Origin of the sequence: Micromonospora sp. NBC_01739 (genome assembly GCF_035920385.1) — a bacterium.
In the GTDB taxonomy this organism is placed as follows: Bacteria; Actinomycetota; Actinomycetes; order Mycobacteriales; family Micromonosporaceae; genus Micromonospora.
In genome coordinates this window covers 5,938,437-5,958,380 of record NZ_CP109151.1, presented here as the reverse complement: position 1 = coordinate 5,958,380, position 19,944 = coordinate 5,938,437, and the positions used below count along the sequence as shown (strand labels likewise).

The 19,944-nt window shown below is 71.9% G+C and carries 14 protein-coding genes; 6 read left to right on the top strand and 8 right to left on the bottom strand.

Annotated elements, in window-relative coordinates; genetic code table 11:
- Positions 1 to 20 precede the first annotated feature (20 nt).
- The 4 genes from OIE53_RS27060 to OIE53_RS27045 are packed head-to-tail and all read right to left on the bottom strand — an operon-like array spanning position 21 to position 5,766.
- Complete coding sequence (locus tag OIE53_RS27060) at positions 21 to 3,542, bottom strand: SCO7613 C-terminal domain-containing membrane protein (protein ID WP_327024254.1); 3,522 nt, start codon at positions 3,540 to 3,542, stop codon at positions 21 to 23.
- Positions 3,543 to 3,589: 47 nt separating this feature from the next.
- Positions 3,590 to 3,910 (bottom strand): divalent-cation tolerance protein CutA, encoded by a 321-nt coding sequence (gene cutA / locus OIE53_RS27055; protein WP_327024253.1) that lies wholly within the window; start codon positions 3,908 to 3,910, stop codon positions 3,590 to 3,592.
- 9 nt (positions 3,911 to 3,919) lie between these two features.
- The gene (locus OIE53_RS27050; RefSeq protein WP_327024252.1) at positions 3,920 to 4,936 is read right to left on the bottom strand and encodes a 1-acyl-sn-glycerol-3-phosphate acyltransferase; all 1,017 of its coding nucleotides are present in this window, start codon (positions 4,934 to 4,936) and stop codon (positions 3,920 to 3,922) included.
- Positions 4,936 to 5,766 carry a patatin-like phospholipase family protein gene (locus OIE53_RS27045; RefSeq protein WP_327024251.1) on the bottom strand — a complete coding sequence of 277 codons (831 nt, stop codon included), beginning with the start codon at positions 5,764 to 5,766 and terminating at the stop codon, positions 4,936 to 4,938. The genes OIE53_RS27050 and OIE53_RS27045 overlap by 1 nt, the downstream gene beginning before the upstream one ends.
- A gap of 117 nt (positions 5,767 to 5,883) precedes the next feature.
- Between OIE53_RS27045 and OIE53_RS27040 the strand changes: the two genes are divergently transcribed.
- Complete coding sequence (locus OIE53_RS27040) at positions 5,884 to 7,476, top strand: protein kinase domain-containing protein (RefSeq protein ID WP_393341332.1); 1,593 nt, start codon at positions 5,884 to 5,886, stop codon at positions 7,474 to 7,476.
- A 16-nt stretch (positions 7,477 to 7,492) separates the two neighbouring features.
- Here OIE53_RS27040 and OIE53_RS27035 read toward each other — a convergent pair whose 3' ends face one another.
- The 4 genes from OIE53_RS27035 to OIE53_RS27020 all read right to left on the bottom strand — a co-directional run bounded on the left by OIE53_RS27035 (position 7,493) and on the right by OIE53_RS27020 (position 12,909).
- Entirely contained in the window at positions 7,493 to 8,554 is a 1,062-nt protein-coding gene (locus OIE53_RS27035) for a glycosyltransferase family 4 protein (protein ID WP_327027443.1), read from the bottom strand.
- Between the two features lie 358 nt (positions 8,555 to 8,912).
- On the bottom strand, positions 8,913 to 10,385 hold the full coding sequence (locus tag OIE53_RS27030; protein WP_442791411.1) for a trypsin-like peptidase domain-containing protein: 1,473 nt from the start codon (positions 10,383 to 10,385) through the stop codon (positions 8,913 to 8,915).
- 272 nt (positions 10,386 to 10,657) lie between these two features.
- The gene (locus OIE53_RS27025; protein ID WP_327024248.1) at positions 10,658 to 12,211 is read right to left on the bottom strand and encodes a HAMP domain-containing sensor histidine kinase; all 1,554 of its coding nucleotides are present in this window, start codon (positions 12,209 to 12,211) and stop codon (positions 10,658 to 10,660) included.
- Positions 12,208 to 12,909: a response regulator transcription factor gene (locus OIE53_RS27020; RefSeq protein WP_327024246.1), complete on the bottom strand. Its 702-nt coding sequence runs from the start codon at positions 12,907 to 12,909 to the stop codon at positions 12,208 to 12,210. Before OIE53_RS27020 ends, OIE53_RS27025 begins: the two co-directional genes overlap by 4 nt.
- 165 nt (positions 12,910 to 13,074) lie before the next feature.
- Between OIE53_RS27020 and OIE53_RS27015 the strand changes: the two genes are divergently transcribed.
- The 5 genes from OIE53_RS27015 to OIE53_RS26995 all read left to right on the top strand — a co-directional run bounded on the left by OIE53_RS27015 (position 13,075) and on the right by OIE53_RS26995 (position 19,909).
- Entirely contained in the window at positions 13,075 to 13,722 is a 648-nt protein-coding gene (locus tag OIE53_RS27015) for a hypothetical protein (protein ID WP_327024245.1), read from the top strand.
- A gap of 146 nt (positions 13,723 to 13,868) precedes the next feature.
- Positions 13,869 to 14,801 carry an ABC transporter ATP-binding protein gene (locus OIE53_RS27010; protein ID WP_327024244.1) on the top strand — a complete coding sequence of 311 codons (933 nt, stop codon included), beginning with the start codon at positions 13,869 to 13,871 and terminating at the stop codon, positions 14,799 to 14,801.
- The gene (locus OIE53_RS27005) at positions 14,798 to 15,613 is read left to right on the top strand and encodes an ABC transporter permease (protein ID WP_327024243.1); all 816 of its coding nucleotides are present in this window, start codon (positions 14,798 to 14,800) and stop codon (positions 15,611 to 15,613) included. Before OIE53_RS27010 ends, OIE53_RS27005 begins: the two co-directional genes overlap by 4 nt.
- 273 nt (positions 15,614 to 15,886) lie before the next feature.
- Positions 15,887 to 19,636 (top strand): multifunctional oxoglutarate decarboxylase/oxoglutarate dehydrogenase thiamine pyrophosphate-binding subunit/dihydrolipoyllysine-residue succinyltransferase subunit, encoded by a 3,750-nt coding sequence (locus tag OIE53_RS27000; protein ID WP_327024242.1) that lies wholly within the window; start codon positions 15,887 to 15,889, stop codon positions 19,634 to 19,636.
- Between the two features lie 93 nt (positions 19,637 to 19,729).
- Positions 19,730 to 19,909: a DUF6104 family protein gene (locus OIE53_RS26995; protein WP_131303737.1), complete on the top strand. Its 180-nt coding sequence runs from the start codon at positions 19,730 to 19,732 to the stop codon at positions 19,907 to 19,909.
- Positions 19,910 to 19,944: the final 35 nt, after the last annotated feature.

Sequence of the window (19,944 nt, the reverse complement as noted above, 5' to 3'; positions counted from 1 at the left end):
CGATCGGTGAGCGCCCCTCCTCAGCTCATCCGGCCCACCGTGGCCCGCAGGCGCATCAGGTCACGACGGCGGCGCTCGTAGGTGGTCGCCAGCGCGATCAGGGCCAGCCCGGCCACGCCGAGGTATACAAACCGGGGCAGCAGGTCCCAACTGCGCACCAGCTCGTGCAGGGCCAGCACGGCCAGGGTCAACCCGCCGAGCACCACCGGGGCCTGCCAGCGCCGGACCGCCCCCAGCAGGGTGACCGCCAGGGCGGCGGCGCCCAGCAGCAGCCGCCGCCAGGGCTGCGGGTCCGGGCCGAACAGCACCGTGACCAGGGTGGGCAGCAGCATCGCGGCCAGGCCGGGGCCGAGCGCCAGCCAACTCGTCAACCCCGGTCGGGTACGCAACGCCACCGCACCCGCAGCGAGCGCCAGCAGTGCCAGCGGCACCGTGTACGCCTCCAGCAGGGTCACCCCACCGGCCGCCAGCAGCAGCCAACTGGCCAGCAGCACGCTGCCGCCGGAGATCGTGGCGAAGCCCCACCGCAGGGCCCTCGACTCGTCCCGGCGCAGCAGCCGCAGCCCGACCACCAGGGCCCAGAGCACGCAGAGCGTGGCGGCGTGCCGGGCGGCACCGCTGGTGAGCAGGAGGGCGATCAGCGCCACCGTCTGGGCGGCGGCGTCCAGGCTGCGGCCCAGCAGGGCCACCTGCCCGGCCGGCCCGCCTGCGGCGGCGCGGGCCGGCACGATCGCGGCCAGCGCCAGGGCGACGGCGGCCACCCCCAGCACCGCGAAGGCCGCCACCCGCAGCGGCTGCCCGGCGGCCAGCGGGGCGGTGATCGCGAAACCGGTCGTCGAGGCCACCGCGATCAGCCAACCGGCCATCCGCATCGTGAAGCGTCGGGCGCTCGCTGCGGCCACGGTCGCCGCCACCGCCAGCAGCCCCAGCCCGGACAGGGTCCCGGCCCGGGTGGCCTGAAGGTTGAGCAGTCCGGCCCCGATCAGCACCAGTCCCACCGGCACACCCACCCCGGCGAAGGTGGCCCCGACCGGCCGCACCGCCACGATCAGCAGCAGCACCACCCCGACGACCAGCCCGGTGGTCGGCACCGCCGGCCAGGGTGCACCGGCGGCCACCAGCAGCACCGTCCCGGCGAAGGCCAGGAAGGGCAGCACGGTGGCGGCGCGACGCCACCGCCCGGCCCGGCCGTTCGGCCAGGTCACCAACACCGCCGCCAGGGCCAACAGCACCAGGGCCAGGCCGACCGGCACCGCACCCGCCACCGCCCGCACCTCGGGCGCACCGGACCAGACCGCGGGCGGCGGCCCGTACGGGGTCACCAGCGCCTTCAGGGAGACCGGGAGGGCGGCCAGGACCGCCACGGCGGTCAGGCCCAGACCGGCCACCCACAACGGGACCGAGTGACGGGACCGGAATCCGGCCACCGCCAGCAGCAGCGCCCCTCCCGCCGCATAGAAGGACAGGGGCTCCTCGGCCGGTACGACGATCGACCCGAGAGCGGTCAGGGTCGCCGCCAGGGCCAGACCGGTGGTGGCGTACACCCGCAGATCGGTCCAGCGTCCACGGAAGAGGACCAGGGCGACCGCCGGCAGGGCCAGGGCGGCCAGGGTCGCCCGGGACTGCCACCAGGGCGGCGCACCCGCGCCGATCAGCGCGATCGCCGCGCCGGCCGGCACCACGAGCACCGCCGCCAGCAGGGCGCACCCGGCCACCACCCGGTGCGCGGAGCTGCCCCGGCGACCCACGGCGGCCACCCCCAGACCGGCCAGCAGCACCACCGCACAGGCCGCACCGGCCCCGGCCGGGGCGGCCAGGCCGACCAGCAGCCCGTGCCCGAGCAGCCCGGCCGCCGCCGAGGCGGTGGCAGCCACCGTCGCTCCGCCCACCGGACGGACCAGCACGGCGACCAGCATCGCCACGGCGACCACCAGGTCGAGGGCGACCACGGCCGGCCAGGGCGTCGCCCAGGCCGTCGGCAGGGCGAGCACGGTGGCGGCGACACCGATCGCCACGACCGTCGACCGGAAGGCCCGGGGCAGCAGCCAGGCCAGGGTCCCCGCACTCAACGCCACCGCCACCGGCAACTGCCAGCCCCAGGCGAAGACCGGCCCGGCATCGGCTCCCTCCCAGGGTGGCAACGACCGGACCACGGTGGAACCGGCCCGCATCAGCACCCACAGCCCGGTGAACAGCGTCGCTACGACAGCCACCACGATGGCACCGATGCGGGGACCGGGCCGCCAATCCACCGGAAGCAGCCGCACCGCACCGGCCAGCGCCGCCACCACCAGTGCCGACACCACCAACAGCACCGACTCCCGCAGCTCCGCGACCGGGCGGATCAGGGCCAGGGCCAGGGCCGGCACCAGGAGACCGGCCGTCACCGCCCGCGGGGTCGACCCGCCGAGCAGCAGGGCCGTACCGAACAGGGTCAGCGCCACCAGCAGCATCGGCACCCCGGCCAGCACCGCCAGCCCACCGGCCTCGCCGGACTGCAGGGTCATCAGCGCGGCGCTCGCGGCCAGCAGCAGCGCCACGAGGTACCCGACCCCGGCGACCACCTGGCCGGCGATCCGCATCGGCGAGTTCGTCGTGGCCCTCTCGCCCGCGACCTCACCGCTGCGGTGCCGCAGGGTGACCACCACCGCCAGGTTGATCAGGGCCACCCCGAGGAAGACCACCGACAGGGCGGCCGTACCCGGCCGGGCCTCGGCGGTCACCAACGGCAGCACCGGCTGCACCGCCAGCAGGGCGGCGAACCAGGGCACGGTCAGCCTGCTCAGCCGGGCGTACCCGGCGGCCAGGGCCGCGGTGACGGCCGCCACCAGGGCGGCGTACATGCTGCCCGGCCAGTCGGTCACCCCGCCCAGGTCCACCGACCAGGCGGCGTACCCGTCGAGCACCACCAGCAGGAGCCCGACGGCGGCGAAGGTCTCCGCGGTGCCCCGCAGCCCACGCCAGCGCGCCACCAGCGGCACGGCGAGCAGCAGCATGGTCAGGGCCAGCAGGATCAGGGCCCGGCCGGAGACCCCCACGGAGGCCCAGGCCACCGCCGTGAACACCGTCACCGCGGTGCCCAGCAGCAGTCCACCGAGGGTGAACAGCAGCCCCTGCACGGTCCGGGTCGAGGCCTCCGCCCCACCCGGGACGGTTGCCGCCGGGTCGACCGGGCTCATGCCGGGCCACCCGAGGGGCCCGACCGGCGTCACGGCGTCCGGTACCGGCACCACGGCGTGCGGAGCCGCCGATTCGGCACCGGGGTGGGTGACCGGCGTACCTGCCCGGGCCACAGCCATGACCGGGAACTCGGTGCGGATCGCGGCGGCCAGCTCGGAGCGGCGCCGTTGGGCCACCACCAGCCGACCGCTGAGCTCCTCGTACGCCGCCCGGGCCCGCTGGGTCTGGGTACCGAGTTGGACGATCTCCTGGTCCAGCCGGATCACCTCGGCGGCGGCCGGGTAGGGCGGCCGGCCGCAGCCGGAACAACCCGAGGTGAGGTTCGCCGACGCGCCGCACGCCGGGCAGGGGTAGGCAGTCACGCAGCCATCTTTGACCTACCTGGCCGGGTGCACCAGAGCCCAGGTACTCAGGGGCGGCTGTGCTCGTACACCCAGGCGGCGTACTCGGGGTTGCCGCAGTCCACCTGACTGACCAGAATCTCCGGCACCTCGTACGGATGACTGGCCCGGATCTGCTCCACCAGGGCGCCGGCCCGGTCCGGCGCGGTCTTGAACTGCACCGACCATTCGGTGCTCGTCTCCACCCCGCCCCGCCACCAGTAGGTGCTCTCCACCTGGCCGCCCACCTGCGCGCAGGCCGCCAGCCGTCCGGCCACGGCGGCGGCGGCCAACAGGTCCGCGACCGAACGCGCGTCGACCACGGTCGTCACCACGCTGATCTGGTCCATTCACGAACCCTACGCGGCGCCGTCGCGGTTCGCGGCGACCCACTCGTCAATTCGACTCCACCAGTCGTACAACCAGTCGATGCGTTGCTGCCGCTCGCTCGGGATCTCCTCCGGCGGCACCGACCAGAACCGCATCAGCAGTTGCTTGTCCATCGGCAGTTCCCGCCACACGTCGGCGACCGTGAGCATCTTGTCCAGACCGGTGTGCGCCACGAAGATCACCCCGGCGTCCGGGGCGGCGTCCAGTGCCGCCAGCAGTCCACCGGGCTGCGGGGCGAGTACGTGCCGCATGGCCTCGGCCTTGCGCGCCATCCGATGGTGCCCCAGGTCCCGCAGCCGCTCGATGGCCCGCACCCGGCGTCTGGGGGTGAAGTTGCCCCCCTCGGGGAAGATCACGAAGGCGTCGTCGTCGTCCAGCCCGGTGGCCAGGTGCCCGACCTGCTCGCTGACCGACCCCCGACCGTCGCGGCCGGGTGCGATGAAGCGACTCGGCAGCCGGTTGAGCAGCACGTCGATCGCCGGATCCCACTGGAGGGTGTCCTTGAGGACGATCCGTGGCTCCCGCTGGAACCAGTTCACCAGGGCGTGGATCAGGATGAACGAGTCACCCGGCCCGGCGTGCCGACTGACCACCAGCTCCGGACGGCCCGGCAGGGCGGTGTCCGGGTCGGTGCCGACCACCTCGATGTTCAGCCGCAGCGTCCACCGGGCCTGCCAGAAGAACACCCGCAGGAACCAGCCCGCCAACACGTAGTGGGCACGCTGGAAGGCCGGGGTGTGCACCCGGGTGCCGAACCCGGCCGCCACCCAGAGGGCGAACAGGCAGATCAGCGCGGCCGCGTCCCAGAGCAGGTAGAGCAGGCCCAGCCAGAGCAGTCGCAGCGGACGCAACCGTCCGGGTACGAACGGCGAGGCGACCAGGGCCAGCAGGGCCCAGAGGGGCACCGTGACCACCAGCAGCACGGCCAGCAGCACCAGGCCGGGCGCCAGCACCAACCGACGCAGCCACCTGGGCGGAAGCGGCATCAGCGGTCCAGGTTCGCCAGGTAGTGCCGGGAGGCCGCGTAGGCGCGACTGATCCGCCGACCCACCGCTGCCATGTCCCGGTAGGCCCAGGGGGTGTCGTCGCGCGGCTCCAGGCCGCCGGTCGGCAGCACGTGCACCTCCACCCCCTCGGGCAGGGCGGCCATCTCCCGGGCGAACCGGTGTCGGCGGGCGATCTCGAACGCCACCTGGGCGATCTCCCAGGGGCGCCGGGGCGGGGTCAGGGCCCGCTCGATCCGACCCACCTGGAGTACGAAGATGCGGGTGGCGCCCGCCGCTACCGCCTCCCCGATCGGGATCGAGTTGACGATTCCACCGTCGACATAGTGCTGGTCGCCGATGCGGGCCGGCGGCAGCAGCCCCGGCACGGAGGCCGAGGCGAGCACGGCCGGCACCACCGGACCGCTGACGAACCAGTGCTCGGCGGCCCGCTCGATGTTCGCCGCGCAGCAGCGGAAGGGGATCTTCAGGTCGGCGAAGGTGGTCTCCGCACCCAGTTCGCTCTCCAGCAGCTTGCGCAAGGGGCGGGGCGAGTGCAGGTGGGTACGGGCCGCGAAGCGACGCAGCTGTCGGGCCACCGAGTCGCCGTACACCTCGCTGGCCTCCGGTGAGGCCCAGAGCCGGACCAGCCGGTCGGTGACCGCCTCGGTGGGGTCGGCGGCCACCAGGGCGCCGTTGACCGCCCCGATCGAGGTGCCCAGCACCAGGTCCGGGCGGATCCGCGCCCGGAACAGCGCACGCAACATGCCCACCTCGACCGCGCCGAGCACTCCCCCGCCGCCGAGCACGAACGCCACCGGTCCCCGCCCCATGCCCTTCATCCTGGCACGCCCGCGCCGCTACCCATTCACCCTGGTACGCCAGGCGGTGCCGGTCCGCGCCCGTTGACAGGGCGGGAACATTCGCGCAACCTGATACCGCTCCCCGCTATGAGGCAGGTGCAAAACGTGAAGCCGGCACTGCAGCCCGGCCGGTTGCTGGCCACCCGGTACCGGCTGATCGATCAGATCGGTGCCGGCGGCATGTCGGTCATCTGGCGAGCCCACGACGAGGTCCTCGACCGGGTGGTGGCGCTGAAGGTCCTCGCCCCCTCCCTGGCCGCCGACGCCCGGTTCCGGGACATGGTGCGGGAGGAGGCCCGGGCCGCCGCGCAACTGGTCCATCCACATGTGACCTCGGTCCACGACTACGGCGAGACCGTGTCACCGGACGGCACCATCACCTCCTTCGTGGTGATGGAACTGCTCTCCGGCGAGGAACTGGAGTTCCGGCTCACCGAGGGTCCGCTGCCCTGGCCGGAGGCGGTCGAGATCGCCGCCCAGGTAGCCGACGCCCTGGCCGCCGCGCACCGGCTGGGCATCGTGCACCGGGACGTCACCACGGCCAACGTGATGATGACCCAGGTCGGGGCCAAGGTGCTCGACTTCGGCATCGCCACCCGAATCGGGGCCCCGGACGACGACGAGGACGGCGCCACCTTCGGCACCCCGGCCTATGTCGCCCCGGAGCGACTGGACGGGGCCCCGGCCCAGCCGGCCACCGATGTCTACTCCCTGGGCGTACTGCTGCACGAGGCGTTGACCGGTCGGGTGCCGTACCCGGCGGAGACCTGGGAGGAACTCACCGTAGCCCTGGCCGAACGCCCGCCACCCACCCTCACCGAGGTGCCCGGGTTGCCGCCGGCGGTAGCCGACATCTGCCTGCGCTGCCTGTCCCGGGAGCCGACCGACCGGCCCACCGCCCGCCAGGTGGCCACCGTGCTGCGGGAACAGTTGCAGCCCGCCGACCCCCAGAGCCTGACGATGCGTGCCCCCACGGTCGCCCCGCCCGCGGTCGCGGTGCCGGTGACCGCCGGGGCCGGGTACGCCGGGACTCCCGCCAGCGCGCCGGGGGCGGCCACGGCTCAGGTGGCGGCCGTACCCCAGTCGCCCGCTGCCGGGGCCGCACCGGCCGGGCCCCCGGACGGGCCCGGCGGTCCGCCGACGGAGGCCGGCGACCGGCGCCGGTCGTGGCTGGTGCCGGTGCTCGCGGTGCTGGTGCTGCTCGTCGGGGCGGCCCTGGTGGTGCCGGCGCTGTGGCCGGACGACCCCGATCCCCCCACCGCCCTGCCGACCACCGAGCCGACCGGCTCGGCCGAACCGACCCCACCGGCCACGGAGACTCCCAGCCCACGGCCGTCGGCTGTCCCGCCGTCAAGTCCCACCCCCGCGCCGACACCGACCGTGGCCCCCTCGGCCGCGCCGACGACCCGGGACACCCTGGTGGAGGCGGCGAACCGGCTGGAGAACATCATCGGGGCAGGGCTGGCCGACGGTGGCATCCGGGAGGACGTCGGCCTGGACCTGCGCAACGAACTGCGCAACCTCACCCGGGCGGTCAGCCTGGGCGAGGGAGAACTCGGCCCCGGCGTCGCGCGGCTACGCGAGAAAGTGTCCACCCGGCTGCGGGAGGAAGGGCTCAGCCCGGCGTACGCGCGGCAACTGGAGGAGGCGATCACGGCGCTGAGCGCCGCCCAGGTCTGACCCGGGACGTCGCCGGTCAGCCCGGGGTGATTCGGGCCGGCTCCGGTATCGCCGACCTAGGCGGGGCCGCCACCAGAAAGCGCTGGTACACCTCCTCGTACCCGGCGGCCATCCGCTCGACGGAGAAGGTCCGCGCGACATGGGCCACACACTCGGCCGGATCCAGGTGTGGGGCTTCACGAAGGGCCGCCGGCAACTCCTCGGGACGCCGGCAGATCAGCCCGGTCACACCGGGCCGGACCAGTTCCGGCACCGCCCCCCGGTGCAGGGCGACCACCGGGGTGCCGGTGGCCATCGCCTCCAGCATCACGATGCCGAACGGCTCCTCCCACTGGATCGGCATGATCAGGCACCGAGCCTGCACCAGCAGGTTCAGCACGGCCTCCCGGTCGGCACCGAGAACGACTGTGACATCCGGGCCCAGCAGCGGAGTGATGACCTCACGGTAGTAACGCTGCTCGACGGGTTCGCTGCACTTGCCGGCCAGCACCAGCGGCAGGCCCGCCGCCCGGCACGCCTCGATGGCCAACTCCGGTCCCTTGTCCGGGCTGAACCGGGCCAGCCACAGCACCGGCCCCTGACCGGGTTCCCGCTTGCGCGGGAAGTTGCCGACCTCCATCGCGTTGTGCACCGTGCCGACCCAGGGCAGGCGGGGGTTCAGCCGACGTTGGGCGTGCGAGATGGCCACCAGACCCACCCCCCGGTCGGTGTCGCTGAGCACGGTGCCGTACTCCCCCACCGGGTTGCCGTGCACGGTGGCCAGGGTGGGTACCTCGCGCCGACCGGCGACCAGGGGGCCGATGGTGCTGTGGTCGTGGACCAGGTCGAAGTCGGCCGGGCTGATCAGGTGGTTTACCCGGGCCAGGTGGGCCAACTCGGGCAGGGACTCGCCCAACCGGTCGTACTGCAACTCGTCCAGGGTGGCCAGGAAATCGCCGCTGGTGCCGTGTTCGTCACCGGCGCCCATCAACGTCACCGCGTGGCCCCGATCGACCAGGGCGTCCACCAGGCCGGCCACCACCTGCTCCAACCCGCCGTAGCCGGGCGGGGGCACCGACAGCCAGGGCGGCACCACCATCGCGATCCGCAGCTGGCGTACGCCCGCAGCGTGGTTGTGGGCCACGAGTCCTCCCCGTCGGTCTGTGGGTCGGCCCGGTCCGCCCTGCTTCCGCGAGGCCGGGTCGCGGCGGTTTCCCGCATCGGGGCACCGGCAAACCGGACACCGCTGGTACGCCCCGGACCGCTGCCCACCGGCAGGTGACGGTGTGGGGTCATGGCACCCCCAGGTCTCGCGGTCCGCTCCGCCGAGGCTGCCCGGGGCCGGGGTGAGCCGGGCTCATCCGGTTCGGGTGAAGAGAGGAAAATGGGCGGCGGGTGCCGCGACCAACCCCCTTGGCCACGCCACCCGCCGCCCGGTAGGGAGGCAGGTCTTTGAACTATGACGCTTCAGCGAGCGTCACGGTTGCCGTCGACTCGGCACCATTTCGCTGGAAGGTCACCTCGACCTGATCACCGACCTTGCCGGCCTGTACCGCACCGACCAGATCGTTCGAGTCATTGATCACCTTGTCACCGAACCGGATGATCACGTCGCCGCGTTCCAGCCCGGCCCGCTCCGCCGCGCTGCCGGGCGCGACAGCGTTGATGAGCGCTCCGCCTTCGGTGGTGCCGGTCACGCTCACTCCGAGCGACGGATGACTGATCTTCTCACGTCGCTGAAGTTTGTCCGCGATGTCCTTGGCCTTGTTGCTCGGGATGGCGAAACCGACACCGATGTTGCCGGTGTTGCCCTGCCCGGCGGTGGCGATCGCGGTGTTGATGCCGATCACCTCACCCCGGGTGTTGACCAGGGCCCCACCGGAGTTACCGGGGTTGATCGGGGCATCGGTCTGGAGCAGCCCGGAGATCGAGCTGACCGCCTGACCGGGCAGCCGCTCACCGCTGCCGGCCTGGATGGTGCGGTCCCGGGCGCTGAGGATGCCGGCGGTCACCGAGCCCTGCAGACCCAGCGGACTACCCAGGGCCAGCACCTGGTCACCGACCTGCATGGCGTCACTGTCGCCGAAGGTGGCCGCCTTGAGGTCGGTCACCCCGTTGGCCTTCACCACCGCCAGGTCGGTCCTCGGGTCGGTGCCGATGATCTGCGCCTGGGCGTTGGTGCCGTTGGCGAAGATCACCCGTACGGTGTCACCGCCCCCGGCGATCACATGGTTGTTGGTCAGCACGTAGCCGTCGGCGGTGAGGACCACCCCGGAGCCCTCGCCACTGCCGGTGCTGATCGACACCACGCTGTCCTGCACGGAGGCGGCGATGCGCGGCAGGTCGGCCCCGTCGATAACCGGGGCGGCGGAGAAGGTACGGGTGATCGAACCGCCGTCACTGAGCGCCAGGGCCAGGGTTCCACCGGCCACACCGCTGCCGAGCATCAGGGCGAACACCGCGACCCCGGCACCGACGAACTTGGCGATCCGGCCCGGACGCGGCCCGCCGGACTGCGGCGCCGCCCAGGGCGGCTGTTGGCCGGGGTAGCCGGGGACACCCGGCTGTCCGGACTGGTAGCCAGGGGTGCCCGGCTGTCCGGACTGGTATCCGGGGTACCCGCCGGAGGGGCTCTGCTGGGCCTGGGCGGCCCAGCCGGGCTGGCTCGGGTACCAGGGCCCGGCGGGATAACGCGCCCCGGGCTGGTACTGCTGCGGAGCGGCCGGACCCCAGTGCTGCTGGCCGGGCCCCTGCGGCTGCTGACCCGGGCCCTGCTGCTGACCCGGAGTCTGCGAGGGCTGGCCCGGGGCCTGCGGCTGACCCGGAGACTGCGGCTGCTGGCCGGGGGCCTGCGGTGCCGGCGGGCCGGAGTAGGCGGGCGGGCCGGAGTGCGGAGGCGGGGGCGAGCCGGCGACCGGCAGGCCCACCATGGTCGGCTCGGCGTCCTGGCCATTGGGGTCCGAGGTTTCGACGGCCCGGACCGGGATGGTCGGTGCCTCGCCGCCGGAGTCGGCACCGGTGCCGGCCGGCGCAGCGAATGGGGAGTCGGACCGCGCGTATTCGGCGCGGGGCAGCTCGGGGTGCGACGGCTCGGCGTCGGTGTTGGCCGGCCGGCGCGGGTCGGACTCGTACTCGGTCATGTCCCCACCTTCTCCCATCGCTCTGCATCCCGCCTTAGGCTGGCCTGAGGGTTCGCTGAAAGTCACTCGGACTCCCCGTCGATGTCCTGAGCCAGCGGCAGCCGGACCCGGAAGGTAGCACCCCCGCCGGGGGTGTCGGTCACCTCCACGGTGCCCTGGTGCACCGTCACCAGCGCGGCGACGATGGCCAGGCCCAGGCCGGTGCCGGTCTGCCCGCCCACCCGGCGGGTCCGCGAGGCGTCCGCCCGGTAGAAGCGTTCGAAGACCCGCTCCGCCTGATCGGGGGTGAGTCCCGGGCCGGTGTCGGCCACCTCGATCACCGCAAGATTGCCCGGTTCGGCCCGTAGTCGCAACGTCACGGCGGCCTCCGGCGGGGTGTGCCGCAGCGCGTTGGTCATCAGGTTGCCGATCACCTGCCGCAGCCGCGCGTCGTCGCCGCGTACCACCAGTGGCCCTGAGCCGGGGGCGATCTCCAGCTCGATCCGCCGGTCCGGGGCCATCGCCCGGGCGGCGGCCACCGAGTCGGCGGCAAGCACGGGCAGCTCCACCGGGGCGAGGGAGAGCGGACGCTCCCGGTCCAGTCGGGCCAGCAGCAGCAGATCCTCCACCAGCAGGCCCATCCGGGCGGCCTCGTCCTCGATGCGGCGCAGCAGGTCAGCGGTCTGCTCGGGGGCCCGGGCAGCACCCTGCCGGTACAGCTCGGCGAAACCGCGGATGGTGGTCAGCGGGGTACGCAGTTCGTGCGAGGCGTCCGCGACGAACTGCCGCATCCGTTCCTCCGAGCGGCGGGCCCGGGCCTCGGAAGCACGGGCCGCCTCGGCGGCGTCCCGGGCCGCGGCCTCGGCCGAGCGGGCGGCCCTCTCCGAGGCGGCACGGGCGGTGAAGGCCATCTCGATCTGACTGAGCATCGCGTTCAGTGCCCGGGAGAGCCGACCCAGCTCGGAGGTGGGGCAGGGTTGCCCGTGCTCCGGGTCGGGCACCCGGCGGCTGAGGTCACCACCGGCGATGGCGGCGGCGGTGCGCTCGATCTCCACCAGCGGTTTGAGGCTGGTCCGGACGATCGCCGCGCCGATCGAGGCGAGCAGGATGAGCACCGCGCCACCGACCAGGACGTCTGTCCAGACCAGCCGGGTAACTGCCCGGTCGACGTCGATGAGGTGCTGGGCGATGGCGATCCGTTGCCCGTTGGGAAGCTGGGTGTAGAGGACCCGCCAACGCACCTCGCTGCCCTGGGCCCGGGCGTTACGCGGCTCGCCGGCCAGGCGGTCGAATCCGGCCGCGTCGTCCGGGAAGCGGGGCAGGTCAGCGCTGCTGAAGCGCCGGTCGTCGAAGTGGATCCACTCGATCTGACCGGTCCTGATGTCGGTCACAGCCAGCAGGTAGTCGGTGGGAAATGGTGCGCTCGGCCGTTCCAGGGCCGCCACCTGCGCGATGGTGCGCGCCTGGGTCGTCAGCTCAGCGTCCACCTCGCCGACCAGGTAGCTACGCAGGAAGAAGGTGGTCAGCGAGCTGATCACCAGTAGCGCGGCGGCGACCAGGGCGAGGACGGCCGCGACCAGCTTGACCCGCAGCGGTACCGCACGCAGTCGGCTCTTGCCCTGCTGGAGCGCGTTCACGCCGCCGGCTTGCGGAGCACGTAGCCGACCCCCCGCAGGGTGTGGATCAGGCGAGGCTCGACGTTGTCGACCTTGCGCCGCAGGTACGAGATGTACGACTCGACGATGTTGTCGTCACCACGGAAGTCGTAGTTCCACACGTGGTCGAGAATCTGGGCCTTGGACAGCACCCGGTTGGCGTTGAGCATCAGGTAACGCAGCAGCTTGAACTCGGTCGGCGAGAGCTGAACCCGCTGACCGGCCCGGTAGACCTCGTGGGTCTCCTCGTCCAGCTCCAGATCGGCGAAGGTGAGCCGGGCCGGGGCCTGCTCACCGGTGCTGGTGCGGCGCAGCACCGCGCGGATCCGGGCGGTCAACTCCTCCAGGCTGAACGGCTTGGTGACGTAGTCGTCCCCGCCCAGGGTCAGGCCACGGATCTTGTCGTCGGTGGCGTCCCGGGCGGTGAGGAAGACCACCGGCGTACGGGTGCCGCCCTCGCGCATCATCCGGATCACCTCGAAGCCGTCCAGATCCGGCAACATCACGTCCAGCACCACCAGGTCGGGCCGGTGTTCGCGGGCCGCGTTGAGGGCAGCACTGCCGGTGGTGGCGGTGGCCACGTCGAAACCCGCGAAGCGCAGGCTCGCGGAGAGCAGTTCGAGGATGTTGGGGTCGTCCTCGACGACGAGCAGTCGGGCCTCGGTCTGGGTAGCCGCCATGTCGCCATCATCCGCGCCATCGCTGCGCCTGCGCTGGGCGGTACCTGAAAAAATCCTGTGGACCGTACGGGCACCTCGGTCGACCGGCGGTCACCCCCCGGGAGGGGGCCGTGCGAGGCTGCCGGGACGGCTGGCGAACGGCCGGTACGGCGGGAGGAAAAACTCATGATCATCGAGTCCCGGTTCAACGGACCGCCCGGCTCGGGCAACGGCGGTTGGAGTGCGGGGGTCTTCGCCTCGGCGTACGGCGGCGGAGGGCCGACCGAGGTGACCCTGCGTAGGCCACCACCCCTGGACACCCCGCTGACCCTGACCGGGGACCAGGTGCGCGATCCGGACGGCGAGGTGATCGCCGAACTCCGTACCGCAGAGGATCTGGAGGATCCGGTGCCACCGGTCGACCCGGCGACCGCCCGGGCCGCCGCGGCGGCGTACCCCGGCCTGACCGACCACCCCTTTCCCGGCTGCTACGTCTGCGGGCCGCAGCGGCCGGACGGGCTCCGGATCTTCCCCGGACGGTTGCCGGACGGACGCACGGCCGCCCCCTTCCAGGTGCCCGCGCAGGTGAGTGTCGCCACTGCCTGGGCCGCGCTGGACTGCCCGGGCGGCTGGGCGGTGATCGAGGCCGGTCGACCGTACCTGCTGGGTCGGATCGCGGCCCAGATCGCGGCCCTGCCCCGGCCCGGGGACGAGTGCGTGATCACCGGGGCGGTGGTGGAAACCGTGGGGCGTAAGGCGATCGTGCGGACCAGCCTGTACGGACCGGAGGGTGAACTGCTGGGCCGGGCCCGGGCCACCTGGATCGCCCGGTAGTCACGACCGTCGATCGTATCCTACCTGGGGAGGAGACGGCTCCTGCCTGGGGCGGACAACGATCTCCGGAGCGCGCCTGATTGATTTGGTTGACAGTTACCGCCACGCTGTGCAACGGCGCTTCCCGGCGCCACGGGAGGAGAATGATGTCCGACGGGCAGTCACGCCCCAATGACGCGCAGATCGTGGTTTCCGGCCTGACCAAGCAGTACCGCAACGTACTCGCGGTGAACAATCTGTCGTTCACGGTCCAGCCCGGCCGGGTCACCGGCTTCCTCGGCCCCAACGGCGCGGGCAAGACCACTACGCTGCGCATGCTGCTGAACCTGGTGACCCCGACCGCCGGCACGGCGACCATCGGCGGACGCCGGTACCCTGAGTTGACCGAGCCGCTGCGGCACGTCGGCGCGGTGCTGGAGGCGTCCAGCGCACACAAGGGCCGCACCGGGATCAACCACCTGCGGGTGATCTGCGCGGCGGCCGGGCTGCCGCCGCAGCGGGCCGACGAGGCCCTGGCCCTGGTCGGCCTGACTCCGGCGGCGAAGCGCAAGTTCAAGGGCTACTCACTCGGCATGAAGCAGCGCCTGGGCATCGCCGCCGCGATGCTCGGCGACCCGCGGGTGCTGATCCTCGACGAGCCGGCCAACGGGCTGGACCCGGAGGGCATCCGGTGGATGCGCGGGTTCCTCAAAGGGCTGGCCGCCGAGGGCCGTACCGTGCTGGTCTCCAGCCACCTGCTGTCGGAGATGCAGTTGCTGGCCGACGATGTGGTGATCATCGCAGCGGGGCAGCTGGTCCGGCAGGGTCCGGTCGAGCAGGTGATCGGTTCGATGGCGCAGGGCGTCCGGGTCCGGGTCCGCACCCCGCAGGCGGAGGAGCTGACCAGCGCCCTGGCCGAGGGGCCGGCCACGGTGCAGACCGACGAGCACGGCGCGCTGCTGATCGGCGGGGTGGACGCCCCGACGGTGGGCCGGGCGGCGCTGACCGCCGGTGTCGAACTGCACGAGCTGACCACCGAACGACCCGACCTGGAACGCGTGTTCCTGGAGCTGACGGCTGGAAAGGCGGGCATTCGATGAGCAACCTGGTCCGCTCCGAACTGTTGAAGATCCGTACGACCAGCACCTGGTGGTGGCTGGCCATCGGGGCGTTCCTGTCGATCGCGATGGCCTTCCCGCTCAACGCCTGGCTGTTCAACACGACGATCGACGGCGGCGGCGAGGAAATCGGAGTCGTCGGTGACGCCGCGTCCGCCCCGGCCCAGGCGGCCAACCTCTACACCTCCGGGCAGTACCTGGGCCTGATGTTCGTGATGCTGATCGGCATCCTGATGGTCACCAACGAGTTCTTCCACCAGACCGCGACCACGACCTTCCTGGCCACCCCGCGGCGCAGCGCGGTGATCGTCAGCAAGCTGATCGCGGCGAGCCTGCTCGGGTTCGCCTTCTGGCTGGTCACCACGGTGATCGACCTGGGTGCGGGAGCAGCCTTCCTGACCCTGAACGACCACGGCACCCTGCTCGGCGAGTGGGAGGTCCAGCGGGCCCTGCTGCTCAACCTGATGGCGTACGCCATCTGGACCGTGCTCGGGGTCGGCATCGGCACCCTGATCACCAACCAGCTCGGTGCGGTGATCACCGCCTCGGTGCTCTACCTGATCGGCACCCAGGTGATCGGGGTGCTCTTCCTGCTGCTGTCGAGCTGGCTGGACAGCATGGCCGTGCTCAAGTGGCAGGTGATCTGGCCGGCGGCCGCCTCCCAGATCATGATCGCGCCGGGTGAGAGCGAGATGTACCCGCCCTGGTGGGTGGGCGCGCTCGTGCTGGTCGGGTACGCGCTGGCCAGCGGCATCGTCGGGCTGCTGCTCACCCGTCGGCGCGACATCTCCTGAATCGCGCCGGTGGCGTAGGTCATCCGCTGCACGATGGGCCCGGTGCCCGGCTGACGGCCGGACAACCGGGCCCATCGGGTTGCTACCAGTAGCAACTGGACACGCGGACGGTACTGAACTTCTAACATCATCTGTGAATCGGACCACCCTGCGGAGGCGGAAATGCCTTGGCGATCGGCACGGCGTAGCCTGGGATCCGTTCTCTGCGCCGGTCACGGCGCAGATGAGCCCCGCGTGACACACAAACCCGCGTGAAAGAGGCGATTACCGGCCGTGTCGACCCAGCAGACTTCGCAGGAGAACCCACTGGCGGGTTTCGGCCCGAACGAGTGGGTCGTCGAGGAGATGTATCAGCGCTACCTCGCCGACCCCGGCAGCGTCGATCCGGCCTGGCACGACTTCTTCGCCGACTACCGCCCCGGGCCGGGCGCGACCGGCGGCGAGGGCGCCGACCGGTCGAAGACCAGCACCCCCGAGCCGGCCAGCAAGGCATCCACCCCGGCCAAGACCGAGGCCGCTGACAAGTCGGCACCGCGCGCCGCAGCGGCTCCGGCGAAGGCCAGGACCGAGCCGGCCAAGGCGCCGGCCGCGAAGGCCCAGCCCGCCAAGACCGAGACCGCGAAGGCCCCGGCCAGGGCCGCGTCGGCGAAGACCGCCCCGACCGCCTCCGGCCCGCAGAACACCCCGTTGCGCGGTGTCGCCGCCAAGATCGTCCAGAACATGGACGCCTCGCTGGCCGTACCCACCGCGACCAGCGTGCGCGCCGTCCCGGCGAAGCTGCTGGTGGACAACCGGATCGTGATCAACAACCACCTGGCCCGCGGCCGGGGTGGCAAGGTCAGCTTCACCCACCTGGTCGGGTACGCCCTGGTCCGGGCGCTGGTGGCGCACCCGGAGATGAACAACTCGTACGCCCAGGTCGACGGTAAGCCGACCATGGTCCGCCCGGAGCACGTCAACCTGGGCATCGCGATCGACCTGGCCAAGCCGGACGGCAGCCGCAACCTGGTGGTCCCCTCCATCAAGGGCTGCGAGCAGATGGACTTCCGGCAGTTCTGGCAGGCGTACGAGGACGTCGTCCGGCGCGCCCGCCGCAACGAGCTGACCATGGACGACTACTCCGGCACCACCATCTCGCTGACCAACCCGGGCGGCATCGGCACGGTGCACTCGATGCCCCGCCTGATGCAGGGGCAGAGCGCGATCATCGGGGTCGGCGCGATGGAGTACCCGGCGCCGTACCAGGGCATGAGCGAGGCCACCCTGGCCGAGTTGGCGGTCAGCAAGGTCATCACCCTGACCAGCACCTACGACCACCGGATCATCCAGGGCGCCCAGTCCGGCGAGTTCCTCAAGGTCATGCACGAGCTGCTGCTCGGCGAGCACGGCTTCTACGACCAGATCTTCACCTCGCTGCGCATCCCGTACGAGCCGGTGCGCTGGGTGCGCGACGTCGCGGTCGACAGCGAAGGCCAGATCAACAAGACCGCCCGGGTGCACGAGCTGATCCACTCCTACCGGGTCCGCGGCCACCTGATGGCCGACACCGACCCGCTGGAGTTCAAGATCCGCAAGCACCCGGATCTGGACGTGCTCCAGCACGGGCTGACCCTGTGGGACCTGGACCGCACCTTCCCGGTCAACGGCTTCGCCGGCAAGCAGCGGATGAAGCTGCGGGAGATCCTGGGCGTGCTGCGCGACTCGTACTGCCGGCGGGTCGGCATCGAGTACATGCACATCCAGGACCCGGCCGAGCGCCGCTGGATCCAGGAGCGGGTCGAGCGCAAGTACGAGAAGCCGTCGGCCGACGAGCAGAAGCACGTGCTCAACCGGCTCAACGCGGCCGAGGCCTTCGAGACCTTCCTGCAGACCAAGTACGTCGGTCAGAAGCGTTTCTCGCTGGAGGGCGGCGAGTCCCTGATCCCGCTGCTCGGCGAGATCCTGGAGTCCGCCGCCGAGAACGACCTGGACGAGGTCGTCATCGGCATGGCCCACCGGGGTCGGCTCAACGTGCTGGCCAACATCGTCGGCAAGCCGTACGAGAAGATCTTCTCGGAGTTCGAGGGGCACCTGGACCCGCGTTCCACCCAGGGCTCCGGCGACGTGAAGTACCACCTCGGCCAGAACGGCAAGTTCACCACCCCGGACGGCGACCACTCGGTCAAGGTCTCCGTGGTGGCGAACCCGTCGCACCTGGAGGCGGTGGACCCGGTGCTGGAGGGCATCGTCCGGGCCAAGCAGGACCGGATAGACCTCAAGCTGGAGGGCTACACCGTGCTGCCGCTGGCGGTGCACGGCGACGCCGCCTTCGCCGGTCAGGGCGTGGTGGCCGAGACCCTCAACCTCTCCCAGCTGCGCGGCTACCGCACCGGTGGCACGGTGCACGTGGTGGTCAACAACCAGGTCGGCTTCACCACCGCCCCGGAGTACAGCCGCTCCAGCCTCTACAGCACCGACGTGGCCCGGATGATCCAGGCGCCGATCTTCCACGTCAACGGCGACGACCCCGAGGCCGTGGTCCGGGTGGCCCGGCTGGCCTTCGAGTACCGGCAGACCTTCAACAAGGATGTCGTGATCGACATGGTCTGCTACCGGCGGCGCGGGCACAACGAGGGCGACGACCCCTCGATGTCCAACCCCCAGATGTACAAGATCATCGACTCGAAGCGTTCCGTCCGCAAGCTCTACACCGAGGAGCTGATCGGCCGCGGTGACATCACCGTGGAGGACGCGGAGGAACTGCTGCGCGACTACCAGTCCCAGCTGGAGCGGGTCTTCAAGGCCACCCGTGACGCGGCCACCACCCCCCGCCAGCTCAGCCGGCCGCCCCGCCAGGACGAGCCGGAGCCGCAGGTGGACACGGCTACGGAGGCCTCGGTCGTCAAGGCCGTCGGCGAGGCGCACGTCAACCTGCCGGAGGGCTTCACCCCGCACAAGCGGATCCAGCAGCTGCTCGACCGGCGGGCCAAGATGGCCGTCGAGGGCGGCATCGACTGGGGCTTCGGCGAGATCATCGCCTTCGGTTCGCTGCTGCACGACGGGGTCACCGTCCGGCTGGCCGGGCAGGACTCGCGTCGCGGCACCTTCGTGCAGCGGCACGCGGCGGTCGTCGACGCCCAGACCGGCGACGACTACCTGCCGTTGCAGTCGCTCACCGGCGACGGGGAGCGGTCCCGGTTCTTCGTGCACGACTCGCTGCTGTCCGAGTACGCCGCGATGGGCTTCGAGTACGGCTACTCGGTGGAGAACCTCAACGCCCTGGTCTGCTGGGAGGCGCAGTTCGGCGACTTCGTCAACGGCGCCCAGTCGGTGATCGACGAGTTCATCTCCTCCGGTGAGGTGAAGTGGGGTCAGCGCTCCGCGGTGACCCTGCTGCTGCCGCACGGCCACGAGGGACAGGGCCCGGACCACACCTCCGGTCGCCCGGAGCGGTTCCTCCAGCTCTGCGCGGAGGACAACATGCGGGTGGCCATCCCGACCACCCCGGCGAACTACTTCCACCTGCTGCGGCGTCAGGCGTTGTCGCCCAAGCGCAAGCCGCTGGTGGTGTTCACCCCGAAGTCGCTGCTGCGGCACAAGCTCTGTGTCTCCTCGGTGGCGGACTTCACCACCGGCACCTTCGCCCCGGTGCTCGCCGACCAGGCGGCTCCGGCACCGGAGCAGGTCAAGCGGGTGCTGCTCTGCTCGGGCAAGGTCTACTACGACCTGTTCCAGGCCCGGCAGGAGCGCGGGGTCACCGACACCGCGATCATCCGTCTGGAGCAGCTCTACCCCATGCCGGTGGAGGAGATCCGGGCCGCGCTGGCCCAGTACCCCAACGCCGAGGACTTCGCCTGGGTGCAGGAGGAGCCGGCCAACCAGGGCGCCTGGTCGTTCGTGGCGCTCAACCTGCTGGAGCACCTCGACGGGGTGCGACTGCGCCGCATCTCCCGTCCGGCCGCGGCCGCCCCGGCCGTCGGTTCGGCGAAGATGCACGAGGTCGAGCAGGTCGCCCTCATCGAGGCGGCACTGCCCCGACCCTGACGACAGACCCATCCCGGTCCCGTCCCACCCTCGGGTGGGACGGGACCGGCCGGTTTTCGCCGGTACGACACCGGTGAGGAAGCGAGTAGGCGGATGTACTTCACCGACCGGGGCATCGAGGAACTGGTCGAACGACGGGGCGACGAGCAGGTGAGCCTGGAGTGGCTGGGTGAGCGGCTGCGGGACTTCGTCGACCTGAACCCGGAGTTCGAGACGCCGATCGAACGTTTCGCCACCTGGCTGGCCCGCCTCGACGACGAAGACGACGACTGATCACGGTGCGTGTGGTGCACCAGGACGATGACCAC

Bases quoted from the DNA above. Each gene is read 5' to 3' on its own strand.
- cutA (WP_327024253.1), bottom strand. From the start codon at position 3,910: ATGGACCAGATCAGCGTGGTGACGACCGTGGTCGACGCGCGTTCGGTC.
- OIE53_RS27030 (WP_442791411.1), bottom strand. From the start codon at position 10,385: ATGGTGGGCCTGCCGGTCGCCGGCTCGCCCCCGCCTCCGCACTCCGGC.
- OIE53_RS27040 (WP_393341332.1), top strand. From the start codon at position 5,884: ATGAGGCAGGTGCAAAACGTGAAGCCGGCACTGCAGCCCGGCCGGTTG.
- OIE53_RS27050 (WP_327024252.1), bottom strand. From the start codon at position 4,936: ATGCCGCTTCCGCCCAGGTGGCTGCGTCGGTTGGTGCTGGCGCCCGGC.
- OIE53_RS26995 (WP_131303737.1), top strand. From the start codon at position 19,730: ATGTACTTCACCGACCGGGGCATCGAGGAACTGGTCGAACGACGGGGC.
- OIE53_RS27005 (WP_327024243.1), top strand. From the start codon at position 14,798: ATGAGCAACCTGGTCCGCTCCGAACTGTTGAAGATCCGTACGACCAGC.
- OIE53_RS27020 (WP_327024246.1), bottom strand. From the start codon at position 12,909: ATGGCGGCTACCCAGACCGAGGCCCGACTGCTCGTCGTCGAGGACGAC.
- OIE53_RS27035 (WP_327027443.1), bottom strand. From the start codon at position 8,554: ATGGTGGTGCCGCCCTGGCTGTCGGTGCCCCCGCCCGGCTACGGCGGG.
- OIE53_RS27045 (WP_327024251.1), bottom strand. From the start codon at position 5,766: ATGGGGCGGGGACCGGTGGCGTTCGTGCTCGGCGGCGGGGGAGTGCTC.
- OIE53_RS27010 (WP_327024244.1), top strand. From the start codon at position 13,869: ATGTCCGACGGGCAGTCACGCCCCAATGACGCGCAGATCGTGGTTTCC.
- OIE53_RS27015 (WP_327024245.1), top strand. From the start codon at position 13,075: ATGATCATCGAGTCCCGGTTCAACGGACCGCCCGGCTCGGGCAACGGC.